General features: G+C 70.0%; 14 protein-coding genes. 3 read left to right on the forward strand and 11 right to left on the reverse strand.

What is annotated here, in order from left to right; all coding sequences use genetic code 11:
- Window positions 1-24: 24 nt before the first annotated feature.
- The 8 genes from secG to uvrC form a co-directional block, all read right to left on the reverse strand.
- Entirely contained in the window at window positions 25-267 is a 243-nt protein-coding gene (gene secG / locus ASE15_RS04540) for a preprotein translocase subunit SecG (RefSeq protein ID WP_056651589.1), read from the reverse strand.
- 262 nt (window positions 268-529) lie between these two features.
- Window positions 530-1,327 carry a triose-phosphate isomerase gene (gene tpiA, locus ASE15_RS04545; protein ID WP_056651586.1) on the reverse strand — a complete coding sequence of 266 codons (798 nt, stop codon included), beginning with the start codon at window positions 1,325-1,327 and terminating at the stop codon, window positions 530-532.
- 44 nt (window positions 1,328-1,371) lie between these two features.
- Complete coding sequence (gene pgk, locus ASE15_RS04550; RefSeq protein ID WP_056761880.1) at window positions 1,372-2,571, reverse strand: phosphoglycerate kinase; 1,200 nt, start codon at window positions 2,569-2,571, stop codon at window positions 1,372-1,374.
- A 131-nt stretch (window positions 2,572-2,702) separates the two neighbouring features.
- Window positions 2,703-3,707: a type I glyceraldehyde-3-phosphate dehydrogenase gene (gene gap, locus ASE15_RS04555; protein WP_056651581.1), complete on the reverse strand. Its 1,005-nt coding sequence runs from the start codon at window positions 3,705-3,707 to the stop codon at window positions 2,703-2,705.
- Between the two features lie 433 nt (window positions 3,708-4,140).
- Window positions 4,141-5,121, reverse strand: coding sequence for a DNA-binding protein WhiA (gene whiA / locus ASE15_RS04560; RefSeq protein ID WP_056651577.1), 981 nt, complete (start codon window positions 5,119-5,121; stop codon window positions 4,141-4,143).
- Window positions 5,122-5,182: 61 nt separating this feature from the next.
- Window positions 5,183-6,136, reverse strand: coding sequence for a uridine diphosphate-N-acetylglucosamine-binding protein YvcK (yvcK, locus tag ASE15_RS04565; RefSeq protein WP_157277150.1), 954 nt, complete (start codon window positions 6,134-6,136; stop codon window positions 5,183-5,185).
- A gap of 11 nt (window positions 6,137-6,147) precedes the next feature.
- Window positions 6,148-7,086: an RNase adapter RapZ gene (rapZ, locus tag ASE15_RS04570; protein WP_056652225.1), complete on the reverse strand. Its 939-nt coding sequence runs from the start codon at window positions 7,084-7,086 to the stop codon at window positions 6,148-6,150.
- Between the two features lie 20 nt (window positions 7,087-7,106).
- Window positions 7,107-9,296, reverse strand: a complete 2,190-nt coding sequence (gene uvrC, locus ASE15_RS04575; protein WP_082608940.1) for an excinuclease ABC subunit UvrC — start codon at window positions 9,294-9,296, stop codon at window positions 7,107-7,109.
- Between the two features lie 108 nt (window positions 9,297-9,404).
- Between uvrC and ASE15_RS04580 the strand changes: the two genes are divergently transcribed.
- Window positions 9,405-9,890, forward strand: a complete 486-nt coding sequence (locus ASE15_RS04580; protein WP_056651572.1) for an OsmC family protein — start codon at window positions 9,405-9,407, stop codon at window positions 9,888-9,890.
- Between the two features lie 31 nt (window positions 9,891-9,921).
- On the opposite strand, the gene uvrA is transcribed toward ASE15_RS04580, so the two are convergent.
- Window positions 9,922-12,933 carry an excinuclease ABC subunit UvrA gene (gene uvrA, locus ASE15_RS04585; protein ID WP_056651569.1) on the reverse strand — a complete coding sequence of 1,004 codons (3,012 nt, stop codon included), beginning with the start codon at window positions 12,931-12,933 and terminating at the stop codon, window positions 9,922-9,924.
- Between the two features lie 228 nt (window positions 12,934-13,161).
- Here uvrA and ASE15_RS04590 point away from each other — a divergent pair, with 228 nt between their 5' ends.
- A complete protein-coding gene (locus ASE15_RS04590) occupies window positions 13,162-13,869 on the forward strand; it encodes an MBL fold metallo-hydrolase (RefSeq protein WP_056761885.1) in 708 nt (235 codons plus the stop codon).
- A gap of 46 nt (window positions 13,870-13,915) precedes the next feature.
- Window positions 13,916-14,224 carry a YciI family protein gene (locus tag ASE15_RS04595; protein WP_369800558.1) on the forward strand — a complete coding sequence of 103 codons (309 nt, stop codon included), beginning with the start codon at window positions 13,916-13,918 and terminating at the stop codon, window positions 14,222-14,224.
- Between the two features lie 156 nt (window positions 14,225-14,380).
- On the opposite strand, the gene ASE15_RS04600 is transcribed toward ASE15_RS04595, so the two are convergent.
- A complete protein-coding gene (locus tag ASE15_RS04600) occupies window positions 14,381-15,394 on the reverse strand; it encodes a TerC family protein (RefSeq protein ID WP_056761895.1) in 1,014 nt (337 codons plus the stop codon).
- Window positions 15,394-16,392, reverse strand: a complete 999-nt coding sequence (locus ASE15_RS04605; RefSeq protein WP_056651560.1) for a TerC family protein — start codon at window positions 16,390-16,392, stop codon at window positions 15,394-15,396. Before ASE15_RS04605 ends, ASE15_RS04600 begins: the two co-directional genes overlap by 1 nt.
- Between the last annotated feature and the right edge of the window lie 82 nt (window positions 16,393-16,474).

The following is a 16,474-nucleotide window of genomic DNA, read 5'->3' on the forward strand; positions in this document are numbered from 1 at the left end:
CCCCTGCCGCCGGAGCGGCGAGGGTCAGCTGACCTTCTGGATGAGCCCCAGGAGGATGATCACGACGGTCCAGGTGATCGCGAACGTGATCGTGATGCGGTTCAGGTTGCGCTCGGCCACGCCGGAGCTGCCGGCGCTGCTCGAGATGCCGCCACCGAACATGTCCGAGAGGCCGCCGCCCTTGCCCTTGTGCATGAGCACGAGCAGGGTCAAGAAGCCGCTGGTGATGACCAGCAGGATCTGAAGAATGATGCGCAGCGCGTCCACGAGTACGTCCTTGGCTCTTTGGGTCCACGTCGAGAAGTCGAGAGGGACCGCACGGGTGTCCTGGACCGACCTGCGGGTGCAGGTGCGGCACAGAGGACAAGGGTAGGTGACGAGGGGCCGTTCCGACGAACCGTTCCGCACTGCGGGCCACGTCGCCCGGTCGTGCAGGGAACCGGCGCTCGTCCGCTCGGCTCCGACCACCGCACCAGCGGTGGCCGCGCTGCCGGGGCGCGCGTGCGGCGCGACCCGGCAGCGAGGGGAATCAGGCCCCGGTCTGGTGCGACTGGAAGCGCGCGATCTTCGCGAACTCCTCGGGGTCGAGGCTCGCGCCACCGACCAGTGCACCGTCGACGTCCTGCTCCTTCATGAGCTCGGCGATCGACGAGGACTTGACCGAACCGCCGTACAGGACGCGCACGGCGTCGGCGACCTCGGCCGAGTAGAGCTCGGCGAGGCGGGCACGGATCGCGCCCGCGACCTCCTGAGCGTCCTGCGGGGTGGCGACCTCGCCCGTGCCGATGGCCCAGACGGGCTCGTACGCGATGACGACCTTGGCGGCGTCCTCGGCCGAGAGGCCCTCGAGAGCGCCGTCGACCTGCGCGAGCGTGTACGAGACCTGCTCGCCGGCCTTGCGGATCTCGAGCGCCTCGCCGACGCAGATGATCGGGATCAGGCCGTGGGCCAGCGCGGCCTTCGACTTGGCGTTGACGAGCGCGTCGTCCTCGCCGTGGTACTGGCGGCGCTCCGAGTGGCCGATCGCGACGTAGGTCACGCCCAGCTTGCTCAGGAACACGGGCGAGATCTCGCCCGTGTAGGCGCCCGAGACGTGCTGCGAGACGTCCTGCGCGCCGTAGGTCAGCTCGAGCTTGTCGGCGTCGACGAGCGTCTGCACGCTGCGGAGGTCCGTGAACGGTGCGAGCACCGTGACCTCGACGGCCGAGAAGTCGTGCTTGGCGTCCTTGAGGGCCCAGGCGAGCTTCTGGACCGTGTGGATGGCCTCCTGGTGGTCCAGGTTCATCTTCCAGTTGCCCGCGATGAGCGGGGTACGTGCATCAGTCATGGTGTGTCTACCTTCTGTGAGCCGTGAGGCTGCGGTGGTGGGGGTCAGGCCTCGAGGACTGCGAGCCCCGGGAGGGACTTGCCCTCGAGGAACTCCAGGCTCGCGCCGCCACCGGTCGAGATGTGGCTGAAGCCGGCCTCGTCGAAGCCGAGGATGCGCACGGCTGCGGCGGAGTCGCCACCACCGACGATCGTGAACGCACCGTTCGCGGTCGCGTCGACCAGAGCCTGCGCGACGGCACGCGTGCCGCCCGAGAACGCCTCGAACTCGAAGACGCCCGCGGGGCCGTTCCAGACGACCGTCTTGGCGTCGACGATCTTGCTCGCGAAGAGCTTGGCCGACTCGGGGCCGATGTCCAGGCCGATCTTGCCGTCGGGGATCGCGTCCGCGGGCACGACCTCGTAGGGCGAGTCGGCGGCGAACGAGTCCGCGGCGAGGATGTCGGTCGGCAGGACGATCTCGACGCCCGCCTTCTCTGCGTCCGCGAGGTAGCCCTTGACCGTCTCGATCTGGTCCGTCTCGAGGAGCGAGTTGCCCACCGAGTAGCCCTTGGCCGCGAGGAACGTGAAGACCATGCCGCCACCGATGAGCAGGCGGTCCGCCTTGGTCAGCAGGTTGGCGATGACACCGAGCTTGTCGGAGACCTTCGAGCCGCCGAGCACGACGACGTAGGGGCGCGCGGGGTCCTCGGTCGCCTTCTTCAGGGAGTCGACCTCCTTGAGGACGAGCTCGCCCACTGCGGACGGCAGCACCTTGGCGATGTCGTAGACCGAGGCCTGCTTGCGGTGCACGACGCCGAAGCCGTCGGAGACGTACCCGTCCGCGAGCTCTGCGAGGTCTGCGGCGAGCGCCTCGCGCTCGGCGTCGACCTTCGAGGTCTCGCGAGCGTCGAAGCGGATGTTCTCGAGCAGCGCGACCTCGCCGTCGCCGAGCGCGGCGACCGTGGCGCGGGCGGACTCGCCGACCGTGTCGGCCGCGAGCGTCACCGGGGCGCCGAGGAGCTCACCGAGGCGGGCCGCGACGGGGGCGAGCGAGTACTTGGCGTCCGGCTCACCCTTGGGGCGCCCGAGGTGCGCGGTCACGACGACCTTCGCACCGGCGTCGGTCAGACGCTTGAGCGTGGGGAGCGCGGCGCGGATGCGGCCGTCGTCCGTGATGGTCGTCCCGTCGAGGGGGACGTTGAAGTCCGAGCGGACGAGCACGCGCTTGCCGCGCAGGTCGCCGAGAGAGTCGATGGTCTTCATGAGCACACTCCTGGTCTGAACAGGTCGAAACAGGTCACGTCACACATGACTGCGTCCGCGTGCATGGGCGGCCAACAGGGCCGGCCACGCACGCGGACGCAGAATTCACCTCACGTCACGAAGGACGGAGATCAGAGACGAGCACCCACGTACTGCGTGAGCGAGACGAGCGAGCTGGAGTAGCCCCACTCGTTGTCGTACCAGGCGACGACCTTGACCAGGTCGCCGCTCACCTTGGTGAGCTTCGAGTCGAAGATCGAGGTGTGCGGGTCCGTGACGATGTCCGACGAGACGATGTCGTCGTCGACGTACTTGAGGACGCCCTTGAGCGGGCCCTCGGCAGCAGCCTTGACCGCGGCGTTGACCTCCTCGACCGTGACCTCCTTCGAGGCGGTGAAGGTGAGGTCGGTGGCCGAGCCCGTGATGACGGGGACGCGCATCGCGAAGCCGTCGAGCTTGCCCTTGAGCTCGGGGAGCACGAGAGCGACGGCCTTGGCCGCACCGGTCGAGGTGGGGACGATGTTCTGCGCGGCCGCACGGGCGCGACGCAGGTCCTTGTGGGGGCCGTCCTGCAGGTTCTGGTCACCCGTGTACGCGTGGATCGTGGTCATGAGACCGCGCTCGATGCCGATCGCGTCGTTGAGGGCCTTGGCCATCGGGGCGAGGCAGTTCGTGGTGCACGACGCGTTGGAGATGATGTGCTGCGTCGCGGGGTCGTACTGCTCGTGGTTCACGCCGACGACGAACGTGCCGTCCTCGTTCTTCGCCGGAGCGGAGATGATGACCTTCTTGGCGCCGGCCTCGATGTGGGCCTTCGCCTTGGTGGCGTCGGTGAAGAAGCCGGTCGACTCGATGACGATGTCAGCACCGAGCTCGCCCCAGGGCAGGTTCGCCGGGTCGCGCTCTTCGAGGGCGCGGATGGCCTTGCCGTCGACGATGATGTTGTTCTCGTCGAAGTCGACGCTCAGCGGGAAACGACCCAGGACGGTGTCGTACTTCAGCAGGTGCGCGAGCGTCTTGTTGTCCGTGAGGTCGTTGACACCCACGATCTCGATGTCCGCCCCCGACGCAATGATGGCGCGGAAGAAGTTACGTCCGATACGACCGAAGCCGTTGATACCGACGCGGATGGTCACAATGCCCTCCTCAGGGCGCGCCGGTGTTCCCGACGCACACGGTTGATGCCGAACGATCACGTACTACGGCGTACGTAGGTGGTGAACGGCGAAGTACTCCCCCACTGAATGCCTGACGGCGTGATACCCGGGAACTCGGAGGGCCTCAGCGACAGCTGCGACTCAACGGGGTCCCGAAGACCTCAGTGAAGGAGCACGTCTTTGTCACCTGACATCCCCGAGCCTATACCCAAAGCGCCCCAACACGTGACCTGAGGCCTGATCTGAGACGACCTTGCACGAAGCGTGGGAACGTGATCAAGGCCCGAGACGCACGTCACACCAGCAAGGCGGCAGCGACCGGACCGCGCCCCGGCCTGCCCGCCTCCCTCAGCGCGACGAAGGGCGCGCACCGTGCGGTGCGCGCCCCTCGTCGGCCCGGTGGGCCTGGTGCTCAGACGTCGAGCAGGTCGGGGCTCAGACCCGCCTCGGTGTCGGGGATGCCCAGCTCCGCAGCGCGCTTGTCGGCTGTCGAGAGCAGGCGTCGGATACGGCCCGCCACGGCGTCCTTGGTCAGCGGCGGCACGGCGAGCTGGCCCAGCTCCTCGAGCGACGCCTGCTTGTGCGCGAGGCGCAGCTCGCCGGCCTCGCGCAGGTGGTCTGGCAGGTCGGGTCCGAGGATCTCGAAGGCTCGCTCGACACGGGCCCCGGCCGCGACGGCAGCGCGGGCCGAGCGTCGGAGGTTGGCGTCGTCGAAGTTCGCGAGCCGGTTGGCCGTGCCGCGCACCTCGCGCCGCTGGCGCCGCTCCTCCCAGACGACCACGGTCTCGTGGGCGCCCAGCCGCGTGAGCATCGCGCTGATGGCCTCGCCGTCGCGGATGACCACCCGGTCCACCCCGCGGACCTCGCGCGCCTTGGCGGAGATGCCCAGGCGTCGCGCCGCGCCGACCAGGGCGAGCGCCGCCTCGGGCCCAGGGCACGTGACCTCGAGCGCGGACGAACGACCGGGCTCGGTCAGCGAGCCGTGGGCGAGGAACGCGCCGCGCCACGCGGCCTCGGCCTCGCCGACCCCCGCGGACACCACCTGCGGCGGGAGCCCGCGCACGGGCCGGCCACGGTTGTCGAGCAGGCCCGTCTGACGGGCGAGCGACTCGCCGTCCTTGACGACCCGCACCACGTAGCGGCTCCCCCGACGCAGACCGCCGGCCGAGACCACGATCAGCTCGCTCGTGTGCCCGTACACGTCGCTGATCGTCTGCCGGAGGCGGCGCGCGGCGATCGCCGTGTCCAGCTCGGCCTCGATCACGATGCGACCGGAGATGATGTGCAACCCACCGGAGAATCGCAGCATGGCCGAGACCTCCGCCTTGCGGCAGGAGGTCTTGTCCACCTTGAGTCGCGCGAGCTCGTCCTTCACCTGTGCCGTCAAAGCCATGGCGACATCCTCCCATCAACGAGCAACGATCGTGACCGCACTCCCCCACGAGGGTGGGCCGTCAGTGCGTCGTCGTCCCCACGTCGCCGAGGAAGCCGTCGAAGACGTCCCGCAAGGCCGCGGCGAGGCGCAGCGCGTCGTGCCGCGGGGTCCCGTCGGAACGCCCGACCTGCCGGAGCAGGAGGCGCGCGCCCATGCGCGCCGACTCGTCGGCCAGCAGCCCGATGTCCTCGACCGCGCTCGGGTCGGCGACCACGGCGTCGATCCGCAGCCCGGGCGCGTGCTTGTGCAGAGCCTCCAGGTGGTCGGTCGCCGTGAGCCCGTAGGTCTCGCCCGCGTCGCTCGAGAGGTTGAGCACGACGCAGCGCCGGGCCGCGGTCTCGTGCAGCGCGTGCGCGAGGTCGGGGACGAGCAGATGAGGCATGACCGAGGAGTACCAGGAGCCCGGGCCGAGGATCACCCAGTCCGCCGCCATCACCGCCTCGACGGCCTCGGGGCACGCGGGCGGGTCCGGCGGGACCAGGCGCAGCTGCTCGATCCGCTCGTGCGTCACGGCGACCTGGCTCTGGCCCACGATCGTCGAGAGCCCGTCCCCCGTGCGCACGTCCGCCTCGATGCCGAGCGGCACGGCGGCCATGGGCAGCACCCGGCCGCGGGCGCCGAGCAGCTTGCCGACCCAGTCGAGCCCGGCCACGGGGTCCTCCAGGAGCTCCCAGAGAGCCACGATGAGCAGGTTCCCGACCGCGTGCTGGTCCAGGTCACCGCTCGAGGAGAACCGGTGCTGCAGGACCGCGCTCCAGGTCCGCCCCCACTCGGAGTCGTCGCACAGGGCCGCGAGCGCCATCCGGAGGTCTCCCGGGGGCAGCACGCCGAGCTCGGAGCGGAGCCTCCCGGAGGATCCGCCGTCGTCCGCGACGGTCACGACCGCGGTGATGCGGTCCGTCATGAGCCGCAGCGAGGACAGCGTCGCCGACAGCCCGTGCCCTCCACCGAGCGCCACGACCGCGGGGTTGATGAGCGACACGCCTACTCCTTGCCGAGGTCTCGGGCGGTCACGGTCACGCGCTGGCCCAGCGCCCGGAGCTTCTTGGCGAGCTCCTCCGAGACCGCGACCGAGCGGTGCTTGCCACCCGTGCAGCCGACGGCGATCGTCACGTAGCGCTTCTCCTCGGCGAGGTAGCCGGACAGGACGGGCTCGAGCGCACTCACGTACCGGTCGATGAACTCGAGGGCCCCCGGGCGCGCCAGGACGTAGTCGCGGACGGGCTTGTCGCGGCCCGTCAGGTGGCGGAGCTCGGTGATCCAGTAGGGGTTCGCGAGGAACCGCATGTCGACGACGTGGTCCGCGTCGAGCGGGATCCCGTACTTGAAGCCGAACGAGACGATGTTGATCCGCAGCGCGTCCGGCGTGCCTTCGGCCACGGCTGCGCGGACCTCCCGCGCCAGGTCGTGGACGTTGAGGTCCGAGGTGTCGATGACGACGTCGGCGCGCTCCTCGACGCTCGCGACGAGCCGTCGCTCCTCGGCGATCCCGTCGAGGATCCGGCCCCCGCCCTGGAGGGGGTGGGGACGACGGACCTGCTCGTACCGTCGGACGAGCACCTCGTCCGACGCGTCGAGGAACAGGATCCGGTAGAAGACGCCGGCGTCCCGCAGGTGCTTGAGGACGTCGAGCAGATCGGTGAAGAACCCGCCTCCGCGGACGTCGACGACCGCGGCGATGCGCTGCACGCTCGACCCCGCGCGCGTCATCATGTCGACGAGCGGCACGAGCATCTTGGGCGGCATGTTGTCCACGACGTACCAGTCGAGGTCCTCGAGGACCGCGGCAGCACGCGTGCGCCCTGCCCCGGACATACCGGTGATGACGAGGACCTCGGCGTCCGAGCGCTCGGGCGCGGGGGTGGTCGCCTCGATCGCGGGGATTCCCTGGGGGACGGTCGTCGGCGAGGGTTCGGTGCTCATGCTCCCAGCATGCCAGCCGGTCATGCGGGGACGGCCCCGCTCGTCGCGGGGGGCGCCCCGGGCGTGTCCGATCCGCTCCGTTCCTCGCGCCCGACGGCGTCGCTCGCCGTCCCGGACCGGCTCGCGGTCGTCGCGGTGGTCGGCTGCCCGACGGTCGGTGACCCGCTCTCCCCTTCGGGGGCGGGCGGGGCCGGCTGCGGGTCGGGGCCGAGCGCGGCGACGACGGCTGCGGCCGTCGCGGCCCCCATGCCAGGCACGGTCGCGATCTCCTCGGCGGACGCGGCCCGTAGCCGCTTGAGCGAACCGAAGTGCGTGAGGAGGGACTTCTTGCGCGCGGGCCCGAGGCCGGGCACGTCGTCCAGGACCGAGACGGTCATGGCCTTGCCACGCTTCTTGCGGTGGTAGGAGATCGCGAACCGGTGCGCCTCGTCGCGCACGCGCTGGAGCAGGTAGAGGCCCTCGGAGCTGCGCTGCAGGATCACGGGGTAGTCCTCGCCGGGCAGCCACACCTCCTCGAGGCGCTTCGCGAGCCCGCACAGGGCGACGTCGTCGATCCCGAGCTCGGCGAGCGCCCGGGCGGCGGCCGCGACCTGGGGCGGACCACCGTCGACCACGACGAGGTTGGGCGGGTACGCGAAGCGTGCTGCGCGGCCCGCCGGGGCGTCGGCCCCGACCTCGCCCGACCGGGGGACGTAGCCTGCGGCCACGGCGTCCGCGTCCTGCGCCGTGTCCTCGTCAGCCCCCAGGTCCATCTCCACGTCGCTCGCCTGCGACCGGTCCGCGAGATAGCGCTTGAAGCGGCGCGTGATGACCTCGTGCATCGCGGCCGTGTCGTCGCGCGCTCCCAGGCCCTCGGGCCCACGGATCGCGAAGTGCCGGTACTCGCTCTTGCGCGCGAGCCCGTCCTCGAACACGACCATCGACGCGACCTGGTGGGTTCCCTGCGTCGTGGACACGTCGTAGCACTCGATGCGCAGCGGCGCGGTCTCGAGGCCCAGGGCCTCCTGGATCTCCCGCAGCGCCTGGCTGCGCGTGGTCAGGTCGCCGGCTCGGCGCGTGCGGTGCAGCGCGAGGGCGTGCTCCGCGTTCTTGTGCACCGTGGCGGCGAGCTCGCGCTTGTCCCCGCGCTGGGGCACCCGGACGTCCACCTTGGCGCCGCGGAGCCCCGTGAGCCAGGACACGACCTGCTCGGTGTCCGGAGGAAGGACCGGCACGAGCACCTCGCGGGGCACGACGCTCGACGACGGCGTGGAGGAGTCGCCCAACGACTCGTCGGCCGAGCCGTAGACCTGCTGGAGGAGGTGCTCGACGAGCTCCGCGTCCGTCACGTCCTCGACCTTCTCGACGATCCAGCCGCGCTGACCACGGATGCGCCCGCCGCGGACGTGGAAGACCTGGACCGCGGCCTCGAGCTCGTCGCCGGCCAGGGCGAAGATGTCCGCGTCGGTCGCGTCCCCGAGCACCACGGCGTTCTTCTCCATGGCGCGCTCGAGCGCGATGATGTCGTCGCGCAGGCGTGCCGCCTGCTCGTACTCCATCGCGGCAGCTGCCTCCTTCATCTTCGCCTCGACCCGGCGGATGAACTTGGCCGTGTCGCCGGCCATGAAGTCGCAGAAGTCCTCGGCGAGCGCGTGATGGTCCTCGGGGCTGATGCGTCCCACGCACGGCGCCGAGCACTTGTCGATGTACCCGAGCAGGCACGGGCGCCCGGTCTGCTGGGCCCGCTTGAAGACCCCTGCGGAGCACGTGCGCACCGGGAAGACCCGCAGCAGGAGGTCGAGGGTCTCGCGGATCGCCCAGGCGTGCCCGTAGGGGCCGAAGTACCGCGTCCCGGGGCGCTTGGCGCCGCGCATGACCTGTGCCCGGGGGAACTGCTCGCCCAGCGTCACGGCCAGGTAGGGGTAGGACTTGTCGTCCCGGTACTTGACGTTGAAGCGCGGGTCGAACTCCTTGATCCACGAGTACTCGAGCGCGAGCGCCTCGACCTCGGTCCCGACCACCGTCCACTCGACCGACGCGGCCGTGGTAACCATGGTCTGGGTGCGGTAGTGGAGGTTCGTCAGGTCCTGGAAGTAGCTCCCGAGACGTGCCCGCAGGTTCTTGGCCTTGCCCACGTAGATCACGCGACCGTGCTCGTCGCGGAACCGGTAGACACCGGGCGACGTGGGGATCTCTCCCGGGGCGGGGCGGTACGAGGACGGATCTGCCATGTCCGCCAGCCTAGGTCAGCCCACCCACACCCCGGGTGCCCCGCGACCGGACCCGTCCACCGTGACGCCCGTCACACATGCGACGGCCCGTGGCGCTAGGGTGACCGCATGGGCGCCCTTCACTCCTATGCCGCGACCGTCCGCTGGACCGGCGCAGGCCAGACCGGAACCACGACCTACACCGCGTACAGCCGCGACCACGAGATAGACCTCGCGGGTCGCCCGACGCTCCCGGGGTCCGCCGACCCGGCGTTCCGCGGAGACCCCGGTCGGTACAGCCCCGAGGAGCTGTTCGTCGCGAGCCTCTCGCAGTGCCACATGCTGTGGTTCCTGCACCTCGCCTCGGCCGCGGGGATCGTGGTGCGCGAATACTCGGACGAGGTCACCGGCACCATGCGCGTCGAGTCGGCGGGGGCCGGTCAGTTCACCGACGTCACGCTGCACCCGCACGTCGTCGTCGACGACGGGCCCCAGGTCACCGACGAGGCCGTCGCCGAGGTCCACCGCCGGGCCCACGACCACTGCTTCCTGGCCCGGTCCGTGAACTTCCCGGTGCTGCTCGAACCCGCGCCGCTGCGCACGCACGCAGCCTGACCGCCCGGCTGCGTGAGCGCGACGCCGCGCGTCAGGCGCTCTCGCGTGCGTCGTCGTCGGATGCATCCACCGACGCCTTCACGGCCGCCGAGGACTTCGAGGCCGCGGCCGTTGCTTTGCGCACCGGAGTCTTCCGAGGCGCCTTGGCAGCGGGCGCCTTGGCTGCCGCGGCCTTCTTCGGCAGCGGCGCGACCGGGATCGGGTCCCCCGGGAGCACCTCGGCGAGGAAGCGGCCCGTGTGGCTCGCGGCGACGGCCGCCACCTGCTCGGGCGTGCCCTCGGCGATGACCCGGCCTCCGCCCGATCCGCCCTCAGGACCCATGTCGATGACCCAGTCGGCGTTCTTGATGACGTCCAGGTTGTGCTCGATCACGAGCACCGAGTTGCCCTTGTCCACGAGCGACTGGAGCACCGCGAGGAGCTTGCGGATGTCCTCGAAGTGCAGTCCCGTCGTGGGCTCGTCCAGCACGTAGATGGTGCGGCCCGTCGAGCGCTTCTGCAGCTCGCTGGCCAGCTTGACGCGCTGCGCCTCGCCGCCCGAGAGCGTAGGCGCGGGCTGTCCCAGGCGCACGTACCCCAGACCGACCTCGGAGAGCGTCTTGAGATGCCGCGAGATCGTGGGCACCGCGGCGAAGAACTCCGACGCCTCCTCGATGGGCATGTCGAGGACGTCGGCGACGGTCTTGCCCTTGAAGTGCACCTCGAGCGTCTCGCGGTTGTAGCGGGCACCGTGGCAGACCTCGCACGGGACGTAGACGTCCGGCAGGAAGTTCATCTCGATCTTGATGGTCCCGTCGCCCGAGCACGCCTCGCAGCGCCCGCCCTTGACGTTGAACGAGAACCGGCCGGGTGTGTAACCCCGCACCTTGGCCTCGCTGGTCTCCGCGAAGAGCTTGCGGACGTGGTCCCAGACCCCCGTGTACGTCGCAGGGTTGGACCGCGGCGTGCGCCCGATGGGCCCCTGGTCGACGTGGACCACCTTGTCGAGGTTCTCGAGCCCGGTGATGCGTCGGTGCCGGCCGGCGACCTGCCGTGCCCCGTTGAGCTCGTTCGCGAGCACCGTGTAGAGGATCGAGTTGACGAGCGTGGACTTGCCCGAGCCAGAGACCCCCGTGACCGCGGTCAGCGTGCCGAGCGGGAAGCTCACGTCGATGCCCTCGAGGTTGTGCTCGCGCGCACCGATGACCGTGACCTGACGGCTCTTGTCCACGGGACGACGCGTCGCCGGCAGGGGGATGCTGCGGCGCCCGGCGAGGTAGGCACCCGTGACGGACTCGGGGGCCTCGAGGAGTCCCGCGTAGTCGCCCGAGTGGATCACGCGCCCGCCGTGCTCCCCCGCCCCGGGGCCGATGTCCACGATCCAGTCGGCGGCACGGATGGTGTCCTCGTCGTGCTCGACGACGATGAGCGTGTTGCCCAGGTCGCGGAGCCGGGTGAGCGTGTCGATGAGCCGCCGGTTGTCCCGCTGGTGCAGACCGATGCTCGGCTCGTCGAGGACGTACAGCACGCCGACGAGCCCCGAGCCGATCTGCGTCGCGAGCCGGATGCGCTGCGCCTCACCGCCCGAGAGGGTCCCGGCGGGGCGCTCGAGCGAGAGGTAGTCGAGGCCCACGTCGAGCAGGAAGCCCAGGCGGGCGTCGATCTCCTTGAGCACCTCGGTCGCGATGGCCTTCTGGCGTGTGCCGAGCTCGAGCGAGCCGAGGAAGGCCGCGGCCTCGCGCAGCGGCAGGCGGCAGACCTCGGCGATCGACTTGTCGCCGACCTTGACCGCGAGGACCTCGGGCTTGAGGCGCGTGCCCTGGCAGACGGGGCACGGCGTCTCGCGCATGTACGCCTCGTACTTCTCCTTGGACCACTCCGACTCGGTCTCGCCGTGACGGCGCTCCAGGAAGGTCACGACGCCCTCGAAGCCGGTCGAGTACTGACGCTCGCGGCCCCAGCGGTTCTTGTAGCGGACGTGGACCTCGTGGTTCTGGCCGTAGAGGACGGCCTGCTGCGCGCGCTGCGGCAGCGCGCGCCAGGGCACGTCCATGGAGAACCCCAGGTCCGAGGCGAGAGCGGTCAGGACGCGGTTGAAGTACTCGGAGGAGATCTGGGCCCAGGGAGCGACGGCTCCCTCGGCGAGCGACTTCTCGTCGTCCGGGATCACCAGGTCCGGGTCCACCTCGAGCCGGAACCCGATGCCCGTGCACTCGGGGCACGCCCCGTAGGGCGCGTTGAACGAGAAGGTACGCGGCTCGATCTCGTCGAGCGTGAGCTCGTGGTCGTTGGGGCACGCACGCTTCTCGGAGAACCGGCGCTCGCGCTGCGGGTCGTCGGCGTCCGCGTCGACGAGCTCGACGACGACGAGGCCACCCGCGAGGCCGAGAGCGGTCTCCACGGAGTCCGTGAGCCGGCGCTGGACGCCCTCGCGCGAGACGAGGCGGTCGATCACGACCTCGATGTCGTGCTTGAGCTTCTTCTCGAGCGCGGGCGGGTCCGTGAGCTGGACGACCTCGCCGTCGACGCGGGCACGCGCGAACCCCTTGGACTGGAGCTCCTTGAAGAGCTCGCTGTACTCGCCCTTGCGTCCGCGCACGACGGGGGCGAGGACCTGGTAGCGAGTCCCCTCCGGCAGCTCGAGGAGGCGGTCGACGATCTGCTGCGGCGTCTGGGCCTGGACCTTCTCTCCGCAGACGGGGCAGTGCTGGGTCCCGGCGCGTGCGAACAGCAGGCGGAGGTAGTCGTAGACCTCCGTGATGGTCCCGACCGTCGAGCGAGGGTTGCGGTTGGTCGACTTCTGGTCGATCGAGACCGCGGGCGAGAGGCCCTCGATGAAGTCGACGTCCGGCTTGTCCATCTGCCCCAGGAACTGACGGGCGTAGGCGGACAACGACTCGACGTACCGGCGCTGCCCCTCCGCGAAGATCGTGTCGAACGCGAGAGAGGACTTGCCGGACCCCGACAGCCCCGTGAAGACGATGAGCTGGTCCCTCGGCAGGTCGAGGTCGACGTTGCGGAGGTTGTGCTCACGGGCACCAGCGATGACAAGGCGATTGCTCACCGAAGCATCGTATGCCTCGCCCCTGACATTCGCACACCTGTTCGAGACGCGGACGGCCGGCGTCGCCCCGACCGGCGAGCCGACGGCGCGTGCGCCATGCCCCTGACCAGCACTCCGAGCCATCTGCTCGCCGTGCCAGACTTCGACGAGAGGCTCGTCACACGACCAGCCGAGCGCCGTCGGTTCAGCCACCCCGCCGGCTACCGACCAGAACAACCTGGAGGGCTCGTGGGATACACCGGAGACGTCGCGGTCGGAGGTCCGAGCGACCTGCGGGTCCTGGACGAGATCGAGGTCCGCAAGCTCGCCGTCGGGCCGTCGCACAACAACGCCTACCTCCTGACCTGCCGGAGGAGCGGAGCCCAGCTCCTGGTGGATGCTGCTGCCGAACCGGACCGGCTCGCCGAGCTCGTCCGTGAGGGCTCGCCTTCGGCCCGCCTCGACATGGTCGTCACGACGCACCGTCACCGCGACCACATCGCCGCGCTCGCGTCCCTCGTGGCGGTCACGGGAGCCACGGTCGCGGTCGGCGAACCCGACGCCGATGCCGTCACCCGTGCCACGGAGGTCGGCGTCGGCAGATCCCTGCACGACGGCGACACGCTCGTCGTCGGGCACCTCACCCTCGGGGTCGTCGCCCTGCGCGGCCACACACCTGGGTCGGTCGCGCTCGCGTACCGCGAGCCCGAGCACGCCACCGCACCCGGGGCCGTCCCCGGGCGCGCACACCTGTTCACGGGAGACTCGCTCTTCCCGGGCGGGGTGGGCAACACCGAGCAGGACCCTGGACGCTTCGCACTCCTCTACGCCGACGTCACCGAGAGGCTCTTCGACAGGTTCGACGACGCGACGTGGGTCTACCCCGGGCACGGCGCGGACACGACGCTCGGCACCGAGCGTCCCCACCTCGAGGAGTGGCGCGCACGAGGCTGGTAGCAGCGGCTGCGGACCACGGGCGGCCCGTGCCGTTCGAGGTGCTTGAATGAGCGACATGCCGATCTTCGCCGTGACCTACACGTACGCCGACAAGCCCGCCGTCCTCGACGCGTTCCGCCCCGAGCACCGTGCCTTCCTGGGCGACCTGCTCGAGCAGGGCACCCTGCTCGCGTCCGGTCCCCTCGCCCAGGACGTCGCCAACCCCGCAGGGGCGCTCCTCCTGGTCGAGGCCGCCGACGAGGCCGGAGTGGCGGCGACGCTCGACGCCGACCCGTTCGCCCGGGAGAACGTCATCACGCGTCGCACGGTCCGTCCCTGGGTTCCCGTGCTCGGCCCCTGGTCCGACCGCAACTGACCCGGGACGGCCCGCGCGGCTCCGCCTGCGGCGCCCGGACCCGCCCGGCACGACCGGGCCCGCGCTCCCGACCCAGACCGTGCAGCACGACGGCCCGCCTCCCCGAGGGGAGGCGGGCCGTGGCGTACCGGGCCGAGCGTGCGCCGGGTGAGCCGACTAGGAGGCCACGTCGACGTCGTCGGGCACGGTCTCCGTCTTGTCCTGGCCGCGCGTGCGCAGCAGGCTCGCGACCGTCGTGACCCCGAGCGCTCCCACGATCACCACGAGCGAGAGCCAGATCGGGACCGTGGGGACGGCCTCGATGTGGTGCCCGCCGTTGATGAACGGCAGCGTGTTCTCGTGGAGCGCCTCGAGGATCAGCTTGACCCCGATGAAGCCCAGGATCACCGCCAGGCCGATCGGCAGGTAGACCAGGCGCTCCAGGAGACCCCCCAGCAGGAAGTACAGCTGGCGGAGCCCCATGAGCGCGAACACGTTCGTCGTGAACACGATGAACGGGTCCTGCGTCAGACCGAAGATCGCGGGGATCGAGTCGAACGCGAACAGCAGGTCCGTGCTGCCGATCGCGAGGAACACGATGAGCATGGGCGTGAAGAGCCTCTTGCCGTCGACCACGGTCCGCAGCCTGCCGCCGTCGTACGTCTGCGACAGGGGGAGCACCCGCCGCAGCGAGCGGATCATCCGGTTCTCCTGGTACTCCTCCGGCTCGTCCCCGCCCGCGACCAGCTTGATCGCGGTGTAGATCAGGAACGCGCCGAACAGGTAGAACACCCACACGAACTGCGCGATGATCGCCGCGCCCGCCAGGATGAAGGCGCCGCGCAGCACGAGCGCCACGATGATCCCCACCATGAGGACCTTCTGCTGGTGCTCACGGGGTACGGCGAACCTCGTCATGATGATGACGAACACGAAGAGGTTGTCCACCGACAGGCTGTACTCGGTGAGCCAGCCCGCGTAGAACTCGACCGCCGGGGCGCTCCCGCCCACGAGAGCGACGAGCCCACCGAAGACCAGTGCCAGGGCGACGTAGAACGCCACCCACAGGCCGCTCTCCTTCATCGACGGCACGTGCGGGCGACGGCCCACGATCACCAGGTCGACGAGCAGGAGGACGACGAGAGACGTCAGCGACGCCGCCTCGAACCAGAACGGGAGCTCGTGCTGCATCAGTAGGTTTCCTTCTCCAGGCGACGACGGTCGCTACGGTCCTTCGCGAGGCTCGCGATCGTGGTGATCGCGAGGGTCACCACGATGAAGCCGAGCGAGACGGCGGTCGAGATCTCCGGCAGGAAGGTGATGTGCTCGCCACCGTTGATGAAGGGGATCTCGTTGGTGTGCATCGCGTGGATGAGGAGCTTGATCCCGATGAAGCCGAGGATCGCGGCCAGGCCCCACGCGAGGTAGACGAGACGGTCCAGCAGGCCGTCGATGAGGAAGTAGAGCTGGCGCAGACCCAGGAGCGAGAACGCGTTGGCCGCGAAGACCAGGAAGGTCTCCTGCGTCAGGCCGAAGATCGCGGGGATCGAGTCGACCGCGAACAGGAGGTCGGCGCTGCCGATCGCGATCATCACGATGAGCATGGGCGTGATGTAGCGCTTGCCGGAGATGGTCGTGAACATCTTGTCCTCGACGTACGCGTCCGTCGTCGGGAAGAGACGACGCGTGAGGCGCAGGACCGCGTTCTCCTGGTACTCCTCCTCGTCGTGCGACCGCGCGCTCTTGATCTGCGCGTAGGCCGTGTAGATGAGGAAGGCGCCGAAGATGTAGAAGACCCAGCTGAAGTTCTCGATGAGCGCGGCGCCCAGGAAGATGAAGATCGTGCGCAGGACCAGGGCGATCGTGATGCCGATCAGCAGGACCTTCTGCTGGTAGAGCCGCGGGACCCGGAAGCTCGTCATGATCAGGACGAACACGAAGAGGTTGTCGACCGACAGGCTCTTCTCGGTGATGTACCCGGCGAAGTACTCCCCGCCGTAGACCGAGCCGAAGTAGGCCCAGATCCCGACGCCGAAGAGGATCGCGATGCCGACGTAGCCGGCCGACCACCACGAGGCTTCCTTGAGGGTCGGGGCGTGGGGGGTGCGGACGTGACCCACGAAGTCGAAGGCCAGCATCGCGACGATGATGCCGATCGTCGCGGCCCACATCCAGACAGGAACATCCATCACACATACCTCCGGTACGTAGCACTGAGTACCGAAGGTCTCTTCCGCCCGTGGACGACCACCGACCGGCCCGAGGGCGGTC

It is taken from the genome of Oerskovia sp. Root22 (assembly GCF_001429135.1).
GTDB lineage: Bacteria > Actinomycetota > Actinomycetes > Actinomycetales > Cellulomonadaceae > Oerskovia > Oerskovia enterophila.

Excerpts from the sequence above, each read along its gene's own strand:
- ASE15_RS04600 (WP_056761895.1), bottom strand. The coding sequence starts at position 15,394 with ATGCAGCACGAGCTCCCGTTCTGGTTCGAGGCGGCGTCGCTGACGTCT.
- whiA (WP_056651577.1), bottom strand. The coding sequence starts at position 5,121 with ATGGCTTTGACGGCACAGGTGAAGGACGAGCTCGCGCGACTCAAGGTG.
- uvrC (WP_082608940.1), bottom strand. The coding sequence starts at position 9,296 with ATGGCAGATCCGTCCTCGTACCGCCCCGCCCCGGGAGAGATCCCCACG.
- pgk (WP_056761880.1), bottom strand. The coding sequence starts at position 2,571 with ATGAAGACCATCGACTCTCTCGGCGACCTGCGCGGCAAGCGCGTGCTC.
- ASE15_RS04605 (WP_056651560.1), bottom strand. The coding sequence starts at position 16,392 with ATGGATGTTCCTGTCTGGATGTGGGCCGCGACGATCGGCATCATCGTC.
- ASE15_RS04580 (WP_056651572.1), top strand. The coding sequence starts at position 9,405 with ATGGGCGCCCTTCACTCCTATGCCGCGACCGTCCGCTGGACCGGCGCA.
- rapZ (WP_056652225.1), bottom strand. The coding sequence starts at position 7,086 with ATGAGCACCGAACCCTCGCCGACGACCGTCCCCCAGGGAATCCCCGCG.
- ASE15_RS04595 (WP_369800558.1), top strand. The coding sequence starts at position 13,916 with ATGAGCGACATGCCGATCTTCGCCGTGACCTACACGTACGCCGACAAG.
- tpiA (WP_056651586.1), bottom strand. The coding sequence starts at position 1,327 with ATGACTGATGCACGTACCCCGCTCATCGCGGGCAACTGGAAGATGAAC.